We start from the raw sequence: 20,871 nt of genomic DNA, 5'->3' as shown, positions 1-20,871 counted from the left end.
CCCGTAGGCCGGATAAGGCGTAGCCGCCATCCGGCGCCACGTCATTTACACGGGCAGCGTTTTCAACAGGGCGAAAGCCTCCTTCATCCTGTCTTCGCTCACCACGAAGGCGCAGAGTTGTCCTTCAGCGTTCACCCCTTTGGCTACCATCCCGTCAGGTTCTGCGGCAATGTGCCAGTTCAGATCGCGACGCTGGGTTTCCCCTGCCAGGTGCAGCGGCAGTTCCGGCGTTTTGATTTTGACTAACATGGCGGGCAACTTCAGCGGCGCGTTGCCGCCGAGCAGGTTTTTCGCCAGGTACATGGCGCTGAGCTGAATCGGCTGCAGGAACGGCAGTACCTGGCCGTTAATCTCCGCGCAGTCGCCGAGAGCATAAATATCCGGGTTGCTGGTTTGCAGGTAGCTGTCGACACAAACGCCGCGATTGAGCGTTAAACCGGCGCGACGCGCCAGCGCCGTTTCCGGACGCAGGCCGGTGGCGGCAATCACCGCATCGACGTCAATGCTGCGCTGACTATCGAACGTTGCGCGAATGCCGGATGCGGTTTTCTCCAGCCCCTGCAACGATGATTTCAGCAGCAGATGCACGCCCATATCGGTAAGGCGATGCTGTAAGCGACTGCTCACTTCTGGTGGCATCAGCGAGGCGAGAAGGCTGGCGGCATTATCAATCAACGTGACCGCTTTACCCGCGCGACAGAAATCCATCGCCAGCTCTGTACCAATCAATCCGCCGCCGACAATGAGCACCCGTTGGGCGTCGCGCAACTGTGTTTCACCGGCGCGGAACTCCTGCTGACTGTTCAATGTGAGCATTAACTCACGTCCTGCTATCGGGGGAACAACGGCCGCAGCGCCCGTGGCCAGCACCAGTTTGTCATATTGCCACTGCTTATCCTGGCTTTTCACCACGTGGGCATCGGAATCAAGGTCGGTGACCCAGGTGTGCGGAAAGAGACGCAGACTGAATTGTTCGGCAAATTCTCCCGCCGACTGGCGGGTGAGATCGTCGGCGTGCTGTGCCTGGCTTATCACATGGCTGAGATCGGGTTTGTTGTACTCATCCATGCTGTCAGCCGCAATCAGGGTTAACGGGACATCCGCGTCCTGCTTGCGAATGTTTTTAACTAACTGGCGGGCGGCGAAGCCCGAACCAATGATGACGATTCCCCGGCTCATTTTGCCTCCGTTGCCAGCACGTCGAAGACGTCTTTGCCTAATGAACATTCCGGGCACAGGAAGTTGTCTGGTACGTCGCTCCACGGCGTACCCGGCGCAACGTCCTGCAACGGTTCACCTTTTACCGGATCGTAAATCCACTGGCACACGCTGCACTGCATGCACGGACCGAGGTCGGCTGCCGCTGCGGCGGCGCAGGCGCACGCTTCGTCTTTCGCCGTCGCTTTCACTGTCACTTCCGGCAGCGGCGCGAGCGCCCACTGACGCGCGATGTCGCGACCGTGCTGACGGCACAACTCCAGCGCATCCAGATCCGGGCGCCATTTAGCCTTCAGGCTCAGGGACATTTCAAAACCGGCATCCTGTAAACGGGTGGATAAGCGGTCAACCGCACCGCCGCTCCAGCCGTGGGATCCAAAGGCGCTGGCGCGTTTGTTACGAAAACGCAGTCCGGTCATCTCTTCCACCAGACCGGCGATTTTCGGCATCATCACGTTGTTCATCGTGGAGGTGCCGACCAGCACGCCTTTCGAGCGGAAGACGTTGGTCAGGATTTCATTTTTATCGCTGCGGGCGACATTAAAAATTTTCACCGCCACGTTCGGGTCGACTTCGTTAATCCCCTGGGCAATCGCATCCGCCATCATGCGGGTGTTATTGGACATGGTGTCGTAGAAAATAGTGATCCTGTCTTCCTGATAGTCCGCCGCCCATTTCAGATATAACTCAACAATCTGGGTTGGATTATCGCGCCATACCACACCGTGAGAGGTGGCAATCATATCCACCGGCAGGTTGAAGCCGAGGATTTCGCTAATTTTTGGCGTCACCAGTCGGCTGAACGGGGTCAGGATGTTGGCGTAATAGCGCTGGCACTGCTCGAACAGTTCGGTTTGATCCACTTCATCGTTAAACAGACGTTCGTCACAGTAGTGCTGACCGAAAGCGTCGTTACTGAACAGGACGGCATCGCCGGTCATGTAGGTCATCATGCTGTCCGGCCAGTGCAGCATCGGGGTTTCCACGAAGATCAGCTGCTTGCCGTTGCCGATATCCAGCGTGTCGCCGGTTTTCACGACGTTAAAGTTCCACTCCGGATGGTGGTGGTGACCGGTAATCGAGTCAATGGCGTTGGCGGTGCAGTAGATGGGCGTATCCGGGATCTGCATCATCAGTTCGGTCAGCGCTCCGGCGTGATCTTCTTCCGCATGGTTGATAATGATGTAATCGATATCTGCGAGGTCAATTTCATTACGCAGGTTCTGCACAAATTCGCGGCTGAATTTATGATCGACGGTATCGATCAGAACATTTTTTTCTTCATGGATGAGATAGCTGTTGTAGCTGCTGCCGCGCAGCGTTTTGTATTCAGTTCCGTGGAAATCACGCACTTCCCAGTCACGTTGGCCAACCCAATGAATGTTATTTTTAACCAGAATAGACATAGCAACCTCAATTAATTCAGCGTTGTTCAAAGTAAGTTGCTTTGCATATTGCAGGCTACGTGCCAACTTTTTAATTTGTTGATTTTCAATAAAATGTTGTTTCTATACTCTTTAAATGGTAGTCAAAAAGACTATCCATGACACAGTCAATATGACACCATGAATTGTCAAAATGACAGTGAGGACACCATGAGTTTTTCCGTTGATGTGCTGGCGGGTATCGCCATTGAATTACAGCGCGGAGTGGGTCATCAGGACCGGTTTCAACGTCTGATTACCACGCTGCGTCAGGTGCTGGAATGCGACGCCTCAGCGCTACTGCGCTATGAGGCGCGCCAGTTTATCCCGCTGGCGATTGACGGTCTTGCTCGCGATGTGCTCGGCAGGCGTTTTACGCTGGAAGGGCATCCCCGGCTGGAGGCCATCGCCCGCGCCGGCGACGTGGTGCGCTTTCCAGCGGACAGTTCCCTGCCCGATCCCTATGACGGGCTGATCCCGGGGCAGGAGAGCCTGAAAGTGCACGCCTGCATTGGGCTGCCGCTTTTTGCCGGGCAGAACCTGATTGGTGCGCTGACGCTCGACGGTATGGCGCCAGACCAGTTTGATGTTTTCAGTGATGAAGAGTTACGACTGATCGCCGCGCTGGCCGCCGGTGCGCTCAACAATGCGCTGCTGATTGAACAACTGGAACGCCAGAATATGCTGCCAGGTTCGGGTATCGATTTCGAACAGGTAAAAGAGACGCAGATGATTGGCCTCTCGCCGAACATGATGCAGCTGAAAAAAGAGATCGAGATTGTGGCAGGCTCCGATCTCAATGTGTTAATCAGCGGCGAAACCGGCACCGGGAAAGAGCTGGTGGCGAAGGCGATTCACGAAGGTTCACCTCGTGCGGTCAATCCGCTGGTCTATCTGAACTGTGCCGCGCTGCCGGAAAGTGTGGCGGAGAGTGAACTGTTTGGTCATGTGAAAGGGGCGTTTACCGGGGCCATCAGCAACCGCAGCGGCAAGTTTGAAATGGCCGATAACGGCACGCTGTTTCTTGACGAAATTGGGGAGCTGTCGCTGGCGCTGCAGGCGAAACTGCTGCGCGTGTTGCAGTACGGCGATATTCAGCGTGTCGGCGACGACCGCAGTTTGCGCGTGGATGTGCGCGTGCTGGCGGCGACCAACCGCAGTCTGCGTGAAGAGGTGCTGGCGGGACGTTTTCGTGCCGATCTGTTTCATCGCCTGAGCGTGTTCCCGCTTTCCGTTCCTCCGCTACGAGAACGCGGTGAGGATGTGGTGCTGCTGGCGGGCTATTTTTGCGAGCAGTGCCGACTACGGCTGGGGCTTTCCCGCGTAGTGCTCAGTTCGGGCGCGCGCAGCCATCTGTTGAATTACGGCTGGCCGGGTAATGTACGTGAGCTGGAACATGCCATTCATCGGGCGGTGGTGCTGGCGCGGGCGACCCGGGCCAGAGACGACATCGTACTGGACGTGTCGCATTTCGCGTTACAGGAGGAGGCGATGGTGTCGCAGCCGGAAGTGGCGGCGGATATCCCGCGCAATCACAATTTGCGTGACGCGACGGAGGCTTTCCAGCGGGAGATGATTCGCCAGGCGCTGGCGCAAAACAATCACAACTGGGCGGCCAGCGCGCGGGCGCTTGAAACGGACGTCGCCAACCTGCACCGGCTGGCGAAGCGTCTTGGGCTGAAGGATTAGATAATCCCGGCCTGGTAGAAATCCTGTAGGTTGATGGCGCCGGTGAGTTTACCGGTTTCATCCACCACCGGTGCGGCGGTGATTTTGCGCTTCATCAGGATCTCTTTGGCATCAATCGCCCGGCTTTCTGACTGTAAGGTGATGCCGTTGTGGGTCATGGCTTCACTGACCGGCGTGGTGAGCGCGCCGCCGCCAACCAGCCAGCGACGCAGGTCACCGTCGGTAAAGACGCCTTTCACCAGCATCTGCTCGTCGCAAACGGCGACCAGACCCAGACCGGTACGGCTTAACTCCAGCATCGCGTCCATCACGCTGGTGGCGAGTTGAACCTGCGGGACGGCATCGTCGCGGCGCATCAGGTGATGCACTTTATTGAGTAAACGCGCGCCCAGCGCACCGGCCGGATGCGAGCGGGCAAAATCTTCTTCATTGAAACCGCGCGCCTGCATGACCGCCATCGCCAGCGCGTCGCCCATCATCAGGGTATTGACGGTGCTGGACGTCGGTGCCAGGTGCATCGGGCAGGCTTCGCGCTCGACGGAAATATCCAGCACGGCCTTCGCCGCCAGACCCAGTGGTGAATTGGGTTTGCCGGTCATGGCCAGCAGGGCGATGGACTTGTCTTCCAGGCGAGGAATGATGAGATCCAGTTCTTTTGCGCCACCGGAATAGGAGATGAACAACATCACGTCGCGGCTTTCGATCATCCCCAGATCGCCATGCAGCGCTTCGGCAGGATGAACAAAAAAGGCCGGAGTGCCGGTACTGGCGAGCGTCGCGGCGATTTTCTTACCAATATGACCCGACTTGCCGATACCCGAGACAATCACTTTGCCTTCGCAATGGATAATGATATTGGCGGCACGGATAAAATCATCGCCCAGACGTTCCGGCAAACGGCTTGCTTCCTGTAATTCCAGCATTAACGTCTGACGGCCCGCGTTCAGTAGTGCATCACTCATTGGTTTCTCCGGTTATGATCACTTCAATCCCTTTCTCTTCCAGCGCCTGACGAAATGCGGGATCAATACCCGCGTCGGTAATCAGTTTGTCGACGCTTTCCAGACTGCACACAACATTCGGACTCTTGCGACCAAACTTGGATGAGTCCGCCATCAGGATCACTTCGCGAGCGGCGTTGCACATCGCTTTGCTGACGGTGTAGACCTCATTAAAAGTGGTCACGCCAGCACTGAGATCAATGCCGTCGGTGCCCATGAAGAGTTTATCAAAACTGAACTGCTCAAAGGCGTTTTCCGCGAGCTGTCCGTGAAATGAGGCCGATTTTTTACGGAACGTGCCGCCGGGCATCAGGATGGTTTGTTCGTTGTCTAACTCGGATAGCGCGTTGACAATATGCAGGCTGTTGGTCATGACGGTGATATTACTAAAGCGGGTAAGCATCGGTACCATTTGTAGTACGGTGCTCCCGGCATCCAGAATGATGGAGTCGCCATCGTGGATAAAGCGGACGGCTGCTTCAGCAATACGTTCTTTCTTGAGCGTATTGATCAGCGTTTTGTGATCGATAGGCGGATCGGACTCCTCTTTATTTAACATCACGCCGCCATAGGTACGAATGACGGTTTCGGCATTTTCCAGAACGACAAGGTCTTTGCGAATGGTTGTGCCCGTGGTGTCAAAGTACTGGGCCAGTTCTTCTACTGAGCATTTCCCCTGCTTTTGCAGATGCTCAAGAATAGCGGCCTGACGCTGACGAGGTTTCATTGGTGTAATTACCCTGAATTAAATTTGCGAAATGATAATTTCGCAAGCTATAAGCATTCACAACGAAATTACCCATGTTTCAAACTAAGCGCCAATGATAGTGCATTCTGCGACAACGGATCATGGGGAAAGATCACATCAGGCTGTAATTCATTAAGATGTTTGCCCTGAATGGCGTCGATTTTGCCAGGTCTGGCGAATACGGTGAGACCTTTCATAAACAACGTATCGGTGACCCGCCGATCGTCATCGAGTGCGACGGCGACAACGACGCGCGGTTTAAAACGTCCTCCCGAACGCCCCACGCCGACATGTCCTTGTAGGCAAAGCTGGTCAAACGCTTTGTTAAAGCGCGATATTTGCCAGTACCCCAGCGCCAGTTGCGCGCACCAGGCAATGACGGCGACGGTAACGAGTGCGGATACCATGTTGTGCTCCTTTTATTTTGCCGGATGGCGGTTTCACCTTATCCGGCCTACGGGTAAGCCCGGCAAGCATAGCGTCACCGGGCGACACCCATTAGAACATCACCTGACCGCCAGTCACATTGATTGACTGTCCGGTGCAGTACGACGCTTTCTGGCTGGCATAGAATAACAACATGTTCAGCACATCCTGATAGTCGCAGCCACGCTTCAGCGGAACCTTATCAATGTAATACTGCTCCACTTCGTCAGGTTCAATACCCAACTTGGTGGCGTACTGCGGCAGCAGCGACTGGAACATCGGTGATTTCAGCAGGTTGCCAAGCATCAGCGAATGCACGGTGATGCCATATTCCGCCAGATCCAACGCCAGCGACTGCGTTAACCCCACGCCGCCAAACTTCGCTGCGCTGTAGCCGGAGTTGTGTTTGCTGCCCACTTTACCGGATTTGGAGTTGATCTGAATAATGCGTCCCTGAATACCATCGCGGATCATCAGACGGGAGAATTCACGCGCGCAGAGGAAGTAGCCCACCAGATTCACCTGCAGCGAGCGGTCAAAATCGCCGAGCTGGAAGTCACTGATAAATGCCGCTTTGGCGATACCCGCGCTGTAAACCAGCAGATCCACGCGGCCAAAAATTTCATCTACGCCGCGAGAGAGTGCGAGTACGCTCTGTTCGCTGGTGGCGTCGGCACCAAAACCGTAGGCCATGCCTTCGCCAAATTCTGCGTTAATCTCCTGTGCGACGTTCGCGGCTTTATCGCTCTGAATATCTACAACCGCAACGCGATACCCTTCTGCTGCAAGCCCACGGCAAAGGAACGCCCCCAGGGTCTGTCCTCCACCAATGACAACGGCAACCTGATTCATTTTTCTCTCCTTAAGCGACAAACTTCAAAATACAGCCCGGCGCGATGTCGTCCGGTACAGGCCCCGCAACGTGCACGGTGCCGGGAAATTCCGCTTCGCTCTGTCCATCGAAGCGCAGGGTGATATGCCCCAGTTCACGTAAATTCTGTTCGGCCACGCTGCCGACAGCGGTGACCGGATAATGATGCTGACCCAGTTCGAACTGCGCACCGGGTTGCAACGGGCCGTTCAGTTCGCCATGACAATGGATAAAGCAAAACTCCTCGATATCCGCAGGCGCGCCTTCACGAAAGGTAATCAGCATCTGGTCACAGAGGGCATCCGGTGCGCTCTGTCCGATACGGGTGATGGTGGTCTGATAAATAACGGTCATGTCTGAACCTCTTATTGATAAATAAAGCCGGAAACAAACCAGGCGATGAGAACGGTAGGCGCACCGGTCAGGAAACGGCTCACCAGTACCGACGGTACGCCGACGCGAACCGTGTCCTGACGCGCTTCTGCCAGTGAAAGACCGACCGGGATAAAGTCACAGGCCGCCTGGGCGTTGATGGCAAACAGCGCGGGCAGCGCCAGGTGTGGCGGGATGTTGCCCAGACCAATTTGCACGCCGATCAGGACGCCGATAACCTGCGCAATGACCGCGCCAGGGCCGAGGAACGGCGACAGCAGCGGGAACGAACAAATCAGCGCCAGCGTCACCAGGCCCAGCGGATGGCTGGCAAGCGGCGCCAGGCCGTGGGCGATCCAGTCGCCAAGACCCGAGGCCATGATGATGCCGATAAGCGCCGAGACGAATGCCATGAAGGGGAGAATGGTTTTCAGTACTGTATCAATGGTGTCGCGACCCGACTGGAACAGCACGGCCACCGCCGACCCCATTCCCATTCCGACTTTCGCCAGCAGGCCATCGCTTTGTTCCGTGATCTTTTTGCTGGCATCGTAATCGCGTCCGGCGGTGGTACTTGCTGGTTGCTGTTGCGGCTGTGCTGTGGCAGACGCGTCGCCCACCACGGTAATGTTGTCTTCCCTGACGCCAGAGACATAGATGTCTTCGACGATGTACTGGGCAAGCGGTCCGGATTTCCCGGTTGAGTGAATGTTCACGGTCGGGATACGGCGTTTGGGATAGATCCCGCAGCGCAGCGTCCCGCCACAGTCGATGATGGCGACGCCAATTTCGTCTTCCGGCGGTTCGCCCTCTTTAAAGCCATCGACAGCCTGCCAGCCGGTTAACTGCGCCAGTTTGTCGACAATCGCCGGGCGCGTGCCTGCGGTGATATAGACAATTTTCTTGCCGGCGATCACGTCCAGCTCCAGCGGGCCACCCCAGCCGCCAGTCCCTTTTTCAATACGAATACGCGTCATGATGCTGCTCCTGCAAGGTGGACTTTCTGCTCAAGTTGGATACCCATCTTTTTCTCAAAGATGGAGGTCGTGAGGTCCGTAACCCAGCCACGAAAGAAGTTGGTGACCAGACCGACCAGCAGGTAGCTCACTGCCAGCGGGCCGAGTGGCAGACCTAACGTGGTCAGGCCGCTGGCAATACCGAGATAAACGAACAGTTCGCCGGGGTTGATATGTGGGAACAGGCCGTTCATCGAGTGACAGCTGTAAGAGGCTGCCGCGTAGTAGCTGGGCTTATATTTCTCTGGCATAAAGCGGCCCAGACTCAGGGTCATGGGGTTACAAAACACAAACGTGCCAATAAAGGGCAGAATCAGGTAACGGGATAATGGGTTCCCGGCACAGCGCTGGGCGAAGCGTTCGATCCGCTGTTGGCCGATAAAGTTGATGAGCGCATTCATGATGACCAGCAGGCTGATCAGCAGTGGAAGAATACCGGTGACCATCCCGGTAAACACCTCTCCACCTTTCTGGAACAGCCCGATGAACCACTCTGCTCCATGTGTAATGGTTTCGATCATTGTTCTCTCCTGTAGGGATTTTTAGTTATCTTGCGAATGGGTGACTTATTTTAATCAGATTGAAAGCAATAAAAGTGTTATTTTGATCTCAAAATGAAAGTAAAATATTTTAAATTGAAAGTTTTTACGGGAAAGAAAGAATGTGCTGACGATCAGGTCATGGAGAGCGATACGTAAATTGTGTGACGGAGCGCGTCTGGCGCTTCCTTGTATGGCGGGGGATGCTTTACCATACTTCTCTCTGGCTGAATCTGTTTAATGGATGTCTCATGTTCAAGCGTCGTTACGTAGCATTACTCCCCCTGTTTGTGTTACTTGCTGCCTGTAGTAGCAAACCGAAACCTCAAGAACCTCAAACGACAACGGGGACGCCTTCCGGCGGTTTCCTGCTTGAGCCTCAGCACAACGTTATGCAGATGGGCGGTGATTTTGCCAACAACCCAAATGCGCAGCAGTTCATCGATAAGATGGTGAACAAGCACGGTTTTAATCGTCAGCAGTTGCAGGAGATTTTGTCGCAGGCGAAGCGTCTGGATTACGTTTTACGTCTGATGGACAGGCAGGCGCCCACCACGCAGCCGCCAGCGGGGCCTAACGGCGCATGGCTGCGCTACCGCAAACAGTTCATCACGCCAGATAACGTGCAAAACGGCGTGGCGTTCTGGAATCAGTATGAAGACGCGCTGAACCGCGCCTGGCAGGTTTATGGCGTTCCGCCGGAGATCGTCGTGGGCATTATTGGCGTGGAAACCCGCTGGGGTCGCGTGATGGGAAAAACGCGCATTCTGGATGCGCTGGCGACGCTGTCGTTTAACTATCCACGTCGTGCGGAGTACTTCTCTGGCGAACTGGAGACGTTCCTGCTGATGGCGCGTAACGAACAGGACGATCCGTTAGATCTGAAAGGTTCTTTTGCTGGCGCGATGGGGTACGGACAGTTCATGCCGTCGTCCTATAAAGAGTACGCGGTGGATTTCAACGGCGACGGTCACATCAACCTGTGGGATCCGGTCGATGCCATCGGCAGCGTGGCGAATTACTTCAAAGCACACGGTTGGGTGAAGGGCGACACGGTGGCGGTGATGGCGAACGGTCAGGCACCGGGACTGGCGAATGGTTTTAAAACACAGTACAGCCCTTCTCAACTGGCGGCAGCCGGATTAACGCCGCAACAACCGCTGGGCAACCATCAGCAGGTGAGCCTGTTGCGCCTGGATATCGGCACCGGTTACCAGTACTGGTACGGCCTGCCGAACTTCTATGCCATTACCCGCTACAACCACAGCACCCATTATGCGATGGCGGTGTGGCAGCTGGGTCAGGCGGTGGCGCTGGCGCGCGTGCAGTAACGGTTTTTACCCAGGGGAGTTTCGGCTTCCCTGGGCCTCACACGTTTTTTCGGAATCCCCCTCGTAAAATTGTCACCTCATCCCCATCTCTGTCGGGAAAGTGCTATCTTGTCCGGCATATTTTTTAACTGACAGAGGCTGATATGACTGACAGTGAACTGATGCAGTTAAGTGAACAGGTTGGGCTGGCGCTGAAAGCGCGCGGTGCGACCGTGACCACCGCAGAGTCCTGCACCGGCGGTTGGGTGGCGAAAGCCATTACCGACATTGCCGGCAGCTCCGCCTGGTTCGAGCGCGGTTTTGTCACGTACAGTAACGAAGCGAAATCGCAGATGATAGGCGTGCGTGAAGAGACGCTGGCACAGCATGGCGCGGTCAGTGAGCCGGTAGTGGTTGAGATGGCGATTGGCGCACTGAAAGCGGCACGCGCTGATTTTGCTGTTTCCATCAGCGGGATTGCCGGGCCGGATGGCGGCAGCGAAGAGAAACCGGTCGGCACGGTCTGGTTCGCCTTCGCGAGCGTGCGCGGAGAAGGGATTACCCGTCGGGAATGCTTTAGCGGCGACCGTGATGCGGTGCGTCGACAAGCCACGGTTTATGCGTTGCAAACCCTGTGGCAACAATTTCTACAAAACACTTGATACTGTATGACCATACAGTATAATTGCGACAACAGTACAGAATCACTATCCGGCTTCAGCTGGCATGACAGGAGTAATTAATGGCTATCGACGAAAACAAACAGAAAGCGTTGGCGGCAGCGCTGGGCCAGATCGAAAAGCAATTCGGTAAAGGCTCCATCATGCGCCTGGGTGAAGACCGTTCTATGGACGTGGAAACCATCTCCACCGGTTCGCTTTCACTGGATATTGCGCTGGGCGCAGGCGGTCTGCCGATGGGCCGTATCGTCGAAATCTACGGGCCGGAGTCTTCCGGTAAAACTACGCTGACGCTGCAGGTGATTGCCGCTGCGCAGCGCGAAGGTAAAACCTGTGCGTTTATCGATGCAGAACATGCGCTGGATCCTATCTATGCGCGTAAGCTGGGCGTTGATATCGACAATCTGCTCTGTTCTCAGCCGGACACCGGTGAACAGGCGCTGGAAATCTGTGACGCGCTGGCACGTTCTGGTGCTGTTGACGTTATCGTTGTCGACTCCGTGGCGGCGTTGACGCCGAAAGCGGAAATCGAAGGCGAAATCGGTGACTCTCACATGGGGCTCGCAGCACGTATGATGAGCCAGGCGATGCGTAAACTGGCCGGTAACCTGAAGCAGTCCAACACGCTGCTGATCTTCATCAACCAGATCCGTATGAAAATTGGTGTGATGTTCGGTAACCCGGAAACCACTACCGGTGGTAACGCACTGAAATTTTACGCGTCTGTTCGTCTGGACATCCGCCGTATCGGCGCGGTGAAAGAGGGCGATAACGTGGTGGGCAGCGAAACCCGCGTGAAGGTGGTGAAAAACAAAATCGCAGCACCGTTTAAACAGGCTGAATTCCAGATCCTTTACGGTGAAGGTATCAACTTCTATGGCGAACTGGTTGACCTGGGCGTGAAAGAGAAGCTGATCGAGAAAGCGGGCGCATGGTACAGCTACAACGGTGAGAAAATTGGTCAGGGTAAAGCGAATGCAACAGCCTGGCTGAAAGACAACCCGGCTACCGCGAAGGAAATTGAGAAGAAAGTTCGTGAAATGCTGCTCAATAACCCGGATGACAAACCCGCTTTCACCGTTGATGATGGTGAAGGCGTTGCGGAAACCAACGAAGATTTTTAATCGTCAGGTGTCCCCCGTGCGGATAACGCAAAACTGCCATCCGGCAAAAAGTTGAATTACACTCAAGGGCTGCATTGATGCGGCCCTTTTTGCATTTCTGATTTCGAAGGTTGTTATGAGTGAACCCACACCGCGCCGACCTGCGTATTCCCGGCTGTTAGATCGCGCAGTACGTATCCTCGCGGTTCGCGATCACAGCGAACAAGAGTTACGACGTAAGCTTGCCGCCCCGGTGATGGGGAAAAACGGGCCGGAAGAGATTGATGCCACGGCAGAAGATTATGACCGGGTGATCGCCTGGTGCTACGAGCATCATTATCTTGATGATGACAGATTTATCTCCCGTTTTATCGCCAGTCGCAGCCGTAAGGGGTATGGTCCGGCGCGCATCCGACAGGAGTTGAATCAAAAGGGGATTGCCCGTGAATCGACTGAAAAAGCGATGCGGGAATGTGACGTTGACTGGTGCGCCCTCGCGCGTGACCAGGCGACTCGCAAATACGGTGAACCGCTGCCAGGCGCATTTTCGGAAAAGGTTAAGATACAGCGGTTTTTGCTTTATCGCGGGTATCTGATGGAGGATATTCAGGAAATATGGCGAAATTTTGACGATTGAGCGCATACGGGATTTTACTTCCCCGTAAAGAAAACTTATCTTATTCCCACTTTTTCCGTTCGGGTGATGGTTGTCATATGACGACCTGCGTCTGTAACGAATATTCCTTAAATACACAAAATCATTCAAGCTGCATCAAGGCGGTAAGTGAGTGAATCCCCTGGCGCTTACTGGAGTCAGCGACTGGGGAACGATCGCAGCCAACGCAGAGGCGGTTTGAAAGATGAAGTGTAGCTTGATTTCAGGATAATTATGAGCAAGAGCACCGCTGAGATCCGTCAGGCGTTTCTCGACTTTTTCCATAGTAAGGGACATCAGGTAGTTGCCAGCAGCTCCCTGGTTCCGAACAATGACCCCACTTTGTTGTTTACCAACGCCGGGATGAACCAGTTCAAGGACGTTTTCCTTGGGCTCGACAAGCGTAATTATTCCCGCGCAACCACGTCACAGCGCTGCGTGCGCGCGGGTGGTAAGCACAACGATCTGGAAAATGTTGGTTACACTGCACGTCACCATACCTTCTTCGAAATGCTGGGCAACTTCAGCTTCGGCGACTATTTCAAACATGACGCCATTCAATACGCGTGGGAACTGCTGACCGGTGAGAACTGGTTTGCCCTGCCGAAAGAGCGTCTGTGGGTGACCGTCTATGAAACAGACGATGAAGCCTATGAAATCTGGGAAAAAGAAGTAGGTATCCCTCGCGAGCGCATTATCCGCATCGGCGATAACAAAGGTGCGGCCTATGCGTCGGACAACTTCTGGCAGATGGGAGATACCGGTCCATGCGGTCCGTGCACCGAGATTTTCTACGATCATGGCGATCACATCTGGGGTGGTCCTCCGGGAAGCCCGGAAGAAGACGGCGATCGCTACATTGAGATCTGGAACATCGTCTTTATGCAGTTCAACCGTCAGGCTGACGGTACGATGGAGCCGCTGCCGAAGCCTTCCGTCGATACCGGTATGGGGCTGGAGCGTATTGCGGCTGTGCTGCAACACGTCAACTCCAACTACGAAATTGACCTGTTCCGTACGCTGATTGAAGCGGTAGCGAAAGTGACCGGTGCGACCGATCTGAGCAACAAGTCGCTGCGTGTGATTGCGGACCACATTCGTTCCTGTGCGTTCCTGATTGCCGATGGCGTGGTTCCGTCGAACGAAAACCGGGGCTATGTCCTGCGTCGCATCATTCGTCGCGCGGTACGTCATGGCAACATGCTGGGCGCGAAAGAGACCTTCTTCTACAAACTGGTGGGGCCACTGGTTGACGTCATGGGAGCGGCGGGCGAAGAACTGAAGCGTCAGCAGGCTCAGGTTGAGCAAGTACTGAAAACTGAAGAAGAGCAGTTTGCCCGTACGCTGGAGCGTGGCCTGGCGCTGCTGGATGAAGAACTGGCGAAACTGTCAGGTGATACGCTGGACGGCGAAACGGCATTCCGTCTGTACGATACCTACGGTTTCCCGGTTGACCTGACGGCGGACGTTTGCCGCGAGCGCAACATCAAAGTGGATGAAGCCGGCTTTGAAGCCGCCATGGAAGAGCAGCGCCGTCGCGCCCGTGAAGCCAGCGGTTTTGGCGCGGACTATAACGCGATGATCCGCGTTGATAGCGCCTCTGAATTTAAAGGTTACGACCATCTGGAACTGAATGGCAAAGTGACCGCGCTGTTCGTCGATGGTAAAGCGGTGGATGCCATTAGTGCCGGTCAGGAAGCCGTTGTCGTACTGGATCAGACCCCATTCTATGCGGAATCCGGTGGTCAGGTTGGCGATAAAGGTGAACTGAAAGGCGCGGGCTTTACCTTTGCCGTAAGCGATACGCAAAAATATGGCCAGGCGATTGGTCACCTCGGCAAACTGTCTGCGGGCTCTCTGAAAGTGGGCGACGCGGTTCAGGCTGACGTAGATGAAGCGCGTCGTGCGCGTATTCGTCTGAACCACTCCGCCACGCACCTGATGCATGCGGCGCTGCGCCAGATTCTGGGCACGCACGTGGCGCAGAAAGGCTCGCTGGTCAACGACAAAGTACTGCGTTTCGACTTCTCACATAATGAAGCGATGAAACCTGCGGAAATCCGTGCGGTTGAAGACCTGGTAAATGCGCAAATTCGTCGCAACCTGCCGGTTGAAACCAACGTGATGGATCTGGAAGCGGCGAAAGCAAAAGGCGCAATGGCGCTGTTCGGCGAGAAATATGACGAACGCGTTCGCGTACTGAGCATGGGTGATTTCTCTACCGAACTGTGTGGCGGGACTCACGCCAGCCGTACGGGGGATATCGGTCTGTTCCGTATCATCTCCGAGTCCGGGACGGCGGCAGGGGTTCGTCGTATTGAAGCGGTAACGGGTGAGGGCGCTATTGCGACTGTGCATGCAGAAAGCGATCGCTTAACCGATATCGCACAGCTGTTGAAGGGCGATAGCCAGAACCTGGGCGACAAAGTACGTTCAGTACTGGAACGTACTCGTCAGCTCGAGAAAGAGCTTCAGCAGTTGAAAGAACAGGCTGCCGCGCAGGAAAGTGCAAATCTTTCCAGCAAAGCGGTTGATATCAATGGTGTTAAGCTGTTGGTGAGTGAGCTTGCAGGTGTTGAGCCGAAAATGTTACGTACCATGGTTGATGATCTGAAAAATCAACTGGGGTCGACAATTATCGTGCTGGCAACGGCAACTGAAGGTAAGGTTTCTCTGATTGCGGGCGTGTCTAAGGACGTGACCGATCGTGTCAAAGCAGGGGAACTGGTCGGTATGGTCGCTCAGCAGGTGGGCGGTAAGGGTGGTGGTCGTCCGGACATGGCGCAAGCCGGTGGTACGGATGCGTCTGCTCTGCCTGCGGCGTTAGCCAGTGTGCAAGCCTGGGTCAGCGCAAAACTATAAAATAGTTACACAAAATCCTTCAAGCTGCGTCAGGGCGGAAAGCGAATAAGCCCCCGGAAGTGAACAGGTAGTTCGTGACCGGGGGAATGTGCGTAGCCAATGCTGAGACAGCCTGAAAGATGAAGTGTGTAAGCGTTAGCCGATGCCGTGGATAAGCATTCCGCGGCGTTTGCATCAACGTTGTCGACAACGATAAAGTCAGGTTGAAGTTGTGTATATCGGCTAAACTTAGGTTTAACAGAATGTGATGCCGTGACTGCTTACATGTAATGTGTTTGTCATCGCTTACTTTTTGGCGTTATATGATGGATAATGCCGGGATACAGAGAGACCCGACTCTTTTAATCTTTCAAGGAGCAAAGAATGCTGATTCTGACTCGTCGAGTTGGTGAGACCCTCATGATTGGAGATGAGGTCACCGTGACAGTTTTAGGGGTGAAGGGCAACCAGGTACGCATCGGCGTAAACGCCCCGAAAGAAGTTTCTGTCCATCGTGAAGAGATCTACCAGCGTATCCAGGCTGAAAAATCCCAGCAGTCCAGTTACTAAGGTTTCCGCGTCTCACCTGACCGGGTGAGGCGCAACCTGACGTCTTCGTAAATCCCTTTCCTTTTCGTTATGTTGTGACTCTTTTTCCCGTTCCGCGTCACTCTCCTGCAGCCGTAGGGCTTTTTCATTGTGGTAGTCAGTAGCCCCAGAGACCAATTTATCTGTTGATAAAACACTCTTTTTGCCGTTTTTGCAGACTAATTGAACGTGAAGTGTGCAAACGATAAAAGCTCAGGAAAAATTGTTTGACTTATAAGTCCCAGAAAGTAATATGTGCGCCACGCAGCGACGATGAGCAGAAACAAGTTCTTCGAAGCACTCGTAAGAGGCGTGTGGTGAGGTGGCCGAGAGGCTGAAGGCGCTCCCCTGCTAAGGGAGTATGCGGTCAAAAGCTGCATCCGGGGTTCGAATCCCCGCCTCACCGCCATTTGCATCCGTAGCTCAGCTGGATAGAGTACTCGGCTACGAACCGAGCGGTCGGAGGTTCGAATCCTCCCGGATGCACCATCTCTTACTTGATACGGCTTTAGTCGCGGTATCAAAATCTGCAGTAAAGTAAGTTTCCCGATGCATCCGTAGCTCAGCTGGATAGAGTACTCGGCTACGAACCGAGCGGTCGGAGGTTCGAATCCTCCCGGATGCACCATCTCTTACTTGGTACCGCTTTTATGCAGTATCAATATCGGCAGTAAAATACGTTTTCCGATGCATCCGTAGCTCAGCTGGATAGAGTACTCGGCTACGAACCGAGCGGTCGGAGGTTCGAATCCTCCCGGATGCACCATCTCTTACTTGGTACCGCTTTTATGCAGTATCAACATCGGCAGTAAAATACATTTCCCGATGCATCCGTAGCTCAGCTGGATAGAGTACTCGGCTACGAACCGAGCGGTCGGAGGTTCGAATCCTCCCGGATGCACCATTTTCTCTTAGATACACCATCTTCTCTCTTTATCCCCTCTGCATTAACACCCTGAACAATCCTCAGCATCGTCGTCAGCGACAAAATCCAGCAATTACGATAAAGTAACGTCTGTTCATTTGCCGGGTGAGAGTGCTATGTACGAACGTTATGCGGGTCTGATTTTCGATATGGATGGTACCCTTCTGGATACTGAACCGACGCACCGTAAGGCGTGGGTTGAAGTATTAGGTCGTTACGGTATGCACTTTGATCTTCAGGCGATGATTGCCCTTAACGGCTCAGCCACATGGCGGATTGCGCAGTCCATCATTGAGCTGAATCATGCGGATCTCGATCCCCACGCGTTAGCCCGTGAAAAAACCGATGCGGTAAAAATCATGCTCCTCGACAGCGTCGAGCCGCTGCCGCTGATTGAGGTGGTGAAAGCGTGGCATGGTCGTCGCCCGATGTCCGTCGGAACCGGCAGCGAAAGCGCGATCGCAGAGGCGCTGCTGGCCCATCTGGGGCTACGTCGCTATTTTGATGCCGTCGTTGCCGCCGATCATGTTCAGCACCATAAACCTGCGCCAGATACTTTCCTGCTCTGTGCAGAACGTATGGGCGTGCCCCCGGCGCAGTGTGTGGTATTCGAAGATGCTGATTTTGGTATCCAGGCCGCACGCGCCGCCGGAATGGATGCGGTGGACGTTCGACACTTGTGAGTGACGGACTGTCGCTCCTTTCATTGTTCGCCAGCAGTTTTCTCAGCGCTACGCTGTTGCCCGGCAACTCGGAAATCGTTTTGGTTGCCATGTTACTGGCCGGGCTCAGTCATCCCTGGGTCTTAGTCTTAACAGCAACAATGGGTAATAGCCTTGGAGGGTTAACTAACGTTATCCTTGGGCGTTTCTTTCCGCTGCGCAAGACATCGCGCTGGCAGGAGAAAGCCGCAGGCTGGCTTAAACGCTATGGTGCGGTCACACTATTATTAAGCTGGATGCCGGTTGTGGGTGATTTACTGTGCCTGTTAGCGGGATGGATGCGCCTCTCGTGGGGGCCGGTACTCTTTTTTTTATGCCTTGGTAAAGCGCTGCGCTATATTGTTGTCGCGGCGGCTACCGTTCAGGGCATTACCTGGTGGCACTAATTGTGCCTGGGGATTAGCCTTTAGGGTAACCACTACAATTATGCTAATTAATACGATTTTGACAGGCGGGAGGTCGATTTGATCCCGGACGTATCACAGGCACTGGCCTGGCTGGAAAAGCATCCTCAGGCATTACAGGGGATTCAGCGCGGGCTGGAGCGCGAAACATTGCGCGTGAATGCGGATGGCACGTTGGCGACAACGGGGCATCCTGAAGCGTTAGGCTCAGCGCTGACGCATAAATGGATAACCACGGATTTCGCTGAAGCGCTGCTGGAGTTTATTACGCCAGTAGACGGCGATATCCAGCATATGTTGACCTTCATGCGTGACCTGCATCGTTATACTGCCAGAAATATGGGCGATGAACGTATGTGGCCGCTGAGTATGCCTTGCTATATTGCTGAAGGTCAGGACATTGAACTGGCGCAATACGGCACCTCGAATATTGGTCGCATGAAAACGCTGTACCGTGAAGGGTTGAAAAACCGTTACGGTGCGCTGATGCAAACCATCTCCGGCGTACACTATAACTTCTCTCTGCCGATGGCATTCTGGCAGGCGAAGTGCGGCATTGTGGAAGGCGAAGAGGCAAAAGAGAAAATCTCTGCCGGCTATTTCCGCCTGATCCGCAACTATTACCGCTTCGGTTGGGTCATTCCTTATTTGTTTGGCGCGTCCCCGGCGATTTGCTCTTCCTTCCTGCAGGGTAAACCGACCACGCTGCCATTTGAGAAAACCGACTGTGGGATGTACTACCTGCCGTACGCGACCTCGTTGCGTCTGAGCGATCTGGGTTATACCAATAAGTCGCAAAGCAATCTCGGTATTACGTTTAACGATCTCTACGAATATGTGGCAGGATTGAAGCGGGCGATTAAAACGCCTTCTGAAGAGTATGCGGCGGTTGGGCTGGAAAAAGACGGTAAGCGTTTGCAAATCAACAGCAACGTGCTGCAGATTGAAAATGAGCTGTACGCGCCAATTCGTCCGAAACGCGTTACGCGTAGCGGTGAGTCGCCTTCAGATGCGCTTCTGCGCGGCGGTATCGAGTACATCGAAGTCCGCTCGCTGGATATCAACCCGTTCTCGCCAATCGGCGTGGACGAGCAGCAGGTGCGCTTCCTTGACCTGTTTATGGTCTGGTGCGTGCTGGCCGATGCGCCGGAAATGAGCAGCAGCGAGCTATTGTGTACGCGTACCAACTGGAATCGAGTGATTCTGGAAGGGCGTAAGCCGGGTCTGACGTTAGGCATCGGTTGTGAAACCGCGCAGTTCCCGTTGCCTGAAGTGGGCAAAGATTTGTTCCGCGATCTGAAACGCGTGGCGCAAACGCTGGACAGCATCCACGGGGGAGAGGATTATCAGAAAGTCTGCGACGAACTGGTCGCCTGTTTTGATAATCCGGAATTGACGTTCTCTGCACGTATTCTGCGGTCTATGCTTGATACAGGCATTGGCGGTACGGGCAAGGCGCTGGGCGAAGCTTATCGCAATCTGTTGCGTGAAGAGCCGCTGGAAATATTGCAGGAAGAAGACTTTGTGGCTGAACGTGACGCTTCAAAACGTCGCCAGCGTGAGGTTGAAGCGGCAGATACCGAGCCGTTTGACCGCTGGCTGGAAAAACAGGCCTGACAGAAAAGAAAAAGGCCACTCGTGAGTGGCCAAAATTTCATCTCTGAAAACAGGGATGATGATAACAAATGCGCGTCTTTCATATACTCAGACTCGCACCGGAACGAAGAGTTCAGTTTATTTTAAAAAAATTATCGGAGGTGGCTAAATGCCGTTGTTAGATAGCTTCACTGTCGATCATACCCGGATGGAAGCACCTGCAGTGCGCGTGGCGAAAACGATGAACACCCCGCATGGCGACGCCATTACCGTGTTTGATCTGCGTTTCTGCATTCCAAACAAAGAAGTGATGCCGGAAAAAGGGATTCACACGCTGGAGCATCTGTTCGCAGGCTTTATGCGTAATCACCTCAACGGCAATGGTGTCGAGATTATCGATATCTCCCCAATGGGCTGCCGTACCGGTTTCTATATGAGCCTGATTGGGACGCCTGACGAGCAGCGTGTAGCCGATGCCTGGAAAGCGGCGATGGCTGACGTGCTAAAAGTTCAGGACCAGAATCAGATCCCGGAACTGAACGTCTACCAGTGCGGCACGTATCAGATGCACTCACTGAGCGAAGCACAGGACATTGCGCGTCATATCCTGGAACACGACGTTCGCGTCAACAGCAATGAAGAGCTGGCGCTGCCGAAAGAGAAGTTGCAGGAACTGCACATTTAGTTGTGTGATGACTGACAAAAAAAGCCCGTTCAACTGAACGGGCTTTTTTATCACTATT

At 54.3% G+C, this 20,871-nt stretch carries 20 protein-coding genes and 5 tRNA genes; 16 read left to right on the top strand and 9 right to left on the bottom strand.

Going from position 1 to position 20,871, the window contains the following annotated elements; genetic code table 11:
- Positions 1-45: 45 nt before the first annotated feature.
- On the bottom strand, positions 46-1,179 hold the full coding sequence (gene norW, locus OGY35_RS09695) for an NADH:flavorubredoxin reductase NorW (protein ID WP_286632156.1): 1,134 nt from the start codon (positions 1,177-1,179) through the stop codon (positions 46-48).
- Positions 1,176-2,624 (bottom strand): anaerobic nitric oxide reductase flavorubredoxin, encoded by a 1,449-nt coding sequence (norV, locus tag OGY35_RS09690; RefSeq protein ID WP_286632155.1) that lies wholly within the window; start codon positions 2,622-2,624, stop codon positions 1,176-1,178. Before norV ends, norW begins: the two co-directional genes overlap by 4 nt.
- Before the next feature lie 189 nt (positions 2,625-2,813).
- Here norV and norR point away from each other — a divergent pair, with 189 nt between their 5' ends.
- A complete protein-coding gene (gene norR, locus OGY35_RS09685) occupies positions 2,814-4,331 on the top strand; it encodes a nitric oxide reductase transcriptional regulator NorR (RefSeq protein ID WP_286632154.1) in 1,518 nt (505 codons plus the stop codon).
- Here the strand turns inward: norR and gutQ are convergent.
- The 7 genes from gutQ to srlA form a co-directional block, all read right to left on the bottom strand.
- Positions 4,328-5,293, bottom strand: a complete 966-nt coding sequence (gutQ, locus tag OGY35_RS09680; protein WP_286632153.1) for an arabinose-5-phosphate isomerase GutQ — start codon at positions 5,291-5,293, stop codon at positions 4,328-4,330. The two genes, norR and gutQ, sit on opposite strands and share 4 nt — an antisense overlap.
- Positions 5,286-6,059: a glucitol operon DNA-binding transcriptional repressor SrlR gene (gene srlR, locus OGY35_RS09675; RefSeq protein WP_042322672.1), complete on the bottom strand. Its 774-nt coding sequence runs from the start codon at positions 6,057-6,059 to the stop codon at positions 5,286-5,288. The genes gutQ and srlR overlap by 8 nt, the downstream gene beginning before the upstream one ends.
- 68 nt (positions 6,060-6,127) lie before the next feature.
- Positions 6,128-6,487, bottom strand: coding sequence for a transcriptional regulator GutM (gene gutM / locus OGY35_RS09670; protein WP_152402553.1), 360 nt, complete (start codon positions 6,485-6,487; stop codon positions 6,128-6,130).
- A 91-nt stretch (positions 6,488-6,578) separates the two neighbouring features.
- Entirely contained in the window at positions 6,579-7,358 is a 780-nt protein-coding gene (gene srlD / locus OGY35_RS09665; protein WP_046486376.1) for a sorbitol-6-phosphate dehydrogenase, read from the bottom strand.
- A gap of 10 nt (positions 7,359-7,368) precedes the next feature.
- Positions 7,369-7,731, bottom strand: a complete 363-nt coding sequence (srlB, locus tag OGY35_RS09660) for a PTS glucitol/sorbitol transporter subunit IIA (RefSeq protein WP_046486374.1) — start codon at positions 7,729-7,731, stop codon at positions 7,369-7,371.
- A gap of 11 nt (positions 7,732-7,742) precedes the next feature.
- Positions 7,743-8,726 (bottom strand): PTS glucitol/sorbitol transporter subunit IIB, encoded by a 984-nt coding sequence (gene srlE, locus OGY35_RS09655; protein ID WP_286632152.1) that lies wholly within the window; start codon positions 8,724-8,726, stop codon positions 7,743-7,745.
- Complete coding sequence (srlA, locus tag OGY35_RS09650) at positions 8,723-9,286, bottom strand: PTS glucitol/sorbitol transporter subunit IIC (protein ID WP_042322680.1); 564 nt, start codon at positions 9,284-9,286, stop codon at positions 8,723-8,725. The genes srlE and srlA overlap by 4 nt, the downstream gene beginning before the upstream one ends.
- 269 nt (positions 9,287-9,555) lie before the next feature.
- On the opposite strand from srlA, the gene mltB reads away from it, so the two are divergent.
- From mltB to luxS, 15 genes are all read left to right on the top strand, one after another.
- On the top strand, positions 9,556-10,635 hold the full coding sequence (mltB, locus tag OGY35_RS09645; protein ID WP_046486369.1) for a lytic murein transglycosylase B: 1,080 nt from the start codon (positions 9,556-9,558) through the stop codon (positions 10,633-10,635).
- 143 nt (positions 10,636-10,778) lie between these two features.
- Positions 10,779-11,276, top strand: a complete 498-nt coding sequence (gene pncC, locus OGY35_RS09640; protein WP_046486367.1) for a nicotinamide-nucleotide amidase — start codon at positions 10,779-10,781, stop codon at positions 11,274-11,276.
- Positions 11,277-11,356: 80 nt separating this feature from the next.
- On the top strand, positions 11,357-12,418 hold the full coding sequence (gene recA, locus OGY35_RS09635) for a recombinase RecA (protein ID WP_286632151.1): 1,062 nt from the start codon (positions 11,357-11,359) through the stop codon (positions 12,416-12,418).
- Between the two features lie 115 nt (positions 12,419-12,533).
- On the top strand, positions 12,534-13,034 hold the full coding sequence (gene recX, locus OGY35_RS09630) for a recombination regulator RecX (RefSeq protein WP_178824179.1): 501 nt from the start codon (positions 12,534-12,536) through the stop codon (positions 13,032-13,034).
- Between the two features lie 252 nt (positions 13,035-13,286).
- Positions 13,287-15,914, top strand: coding sequence for an alanine--tRNA ligase (alaS, locus tag OGY35_RS09625; RefSeq protein WP_286632150.1), 2,628 nt, complete (start codon positions 13,287-13,289; stop codon positions 15,912-15,914).
- 363 nt (positions 15,915-16,277) lie between these two features.
- On the top strand, positions 16,278-16,463 hold the full coding sequence (gene csrA, locus OGY35_RS09620; protein ID WP_000906486.1) for a carbon storage regulator CsrA: 186 nt from the start codon (positions 16,278-16,280) through the stop codon (positions 16,461-16,463).
- Between the two features lie 334 nt (positions 16,464-16,797).
- Positions 16,798-16,890, top strand: a tRNA-Ser gene (locus OGY35_RS09615).
- A gap of 3 nt (positions 16,891-16,893) precedes the next feature.
- A tRNA-Arg gene (locus OGY35_RS09610) sits at positions 16,894-16,970 on the top strand.
- 62 nt (positions 16,971-17,032) lie between these two features.
- A tRNA-Arg gene (locus OGY35_RS09605) sits at positions 17,033-17,109 on the top strand.
- A 61-nt stretch (positions 17,110-17,170) separates the two neighbouring features.
- A tRNA-Arg gene (locus OGY35_RS09600) sits at positions 17,171-17,247 on the top strand.
- Positions 17,248-17,308: 61 nt separating this feature from the next.
- Positions 17,309-17,385 (top strand) — tRNA-Arg (locus OGY35_RS09595).
- Positions 17,386-17,522: 137 nt separating this feature from the next.
- Positions 17,523-18,089: a fructose-1-phosphate/6-phosphogluconate phosphatase gene (gene yqaB / locus OGY35_RS09590; protein ID WP_046485594.1), complete on the top strand. Its 567-nt coding sequence runs from the start codon at positions 17,523-17,525 to the stop codon at positions 18,087-18,089.
- Positions 18,086-18,514, top strand: a complete 429-nt coding sequence (locus OGY35_RS09585; protein WP_152402564.1) for a YqaA family protein — start codon at positions 18,086-18,088, stop codon at positions 18,512-18,514. The genes yqaB and OGY35_RS09585 overlap by 4 nt, the downstream gene beginning before the upstream one ends.
- A 78-nt stretch (positions 18,515-18,592) precedes the next feature.
- Positions 18,593-20,149 (top strand): glutamate--cysteine ligase, encoded by a 1,557-nt coding sequence (gshA, locus tag OGY35_RS09580; protein WP_286632149.1) that lies wholly within the window; start codon positions 18,593-18,595, stop codon positions 20,147-20,149.
- 148 nt (positions 20,150-20,297) lie between these two features.
- Complete coding sequence (gene luxS / locus OGY35_RS09575) at positions 20,298-20,813, top strand: S-ribosylhomocysteine lyase (RefSeq protein WP_016154160.1); 516 nt, start codon at positions 20,298-20,300, stop codon at positions 20,811-20,813.
- Positions 20,814-20,871 lie beyond the last annotated feature (58 nt).

Source organism: Citrobacter sp. Ct235 (genome assembly GCF_030332305.1).
Taxonomy (GTDB): Bacteria; Pseudomonadota; Gammaproteobacteria; order Enterobacterales; family Enterobacteriaceae; genus Citrobacter_A; species Citrobacter_A telavivensis.
The sequence above is the reverse complement of the archived record's forward strand: the minus strand, read 5'-3'. Positions and strand labels throughout refer to the sequence as shown.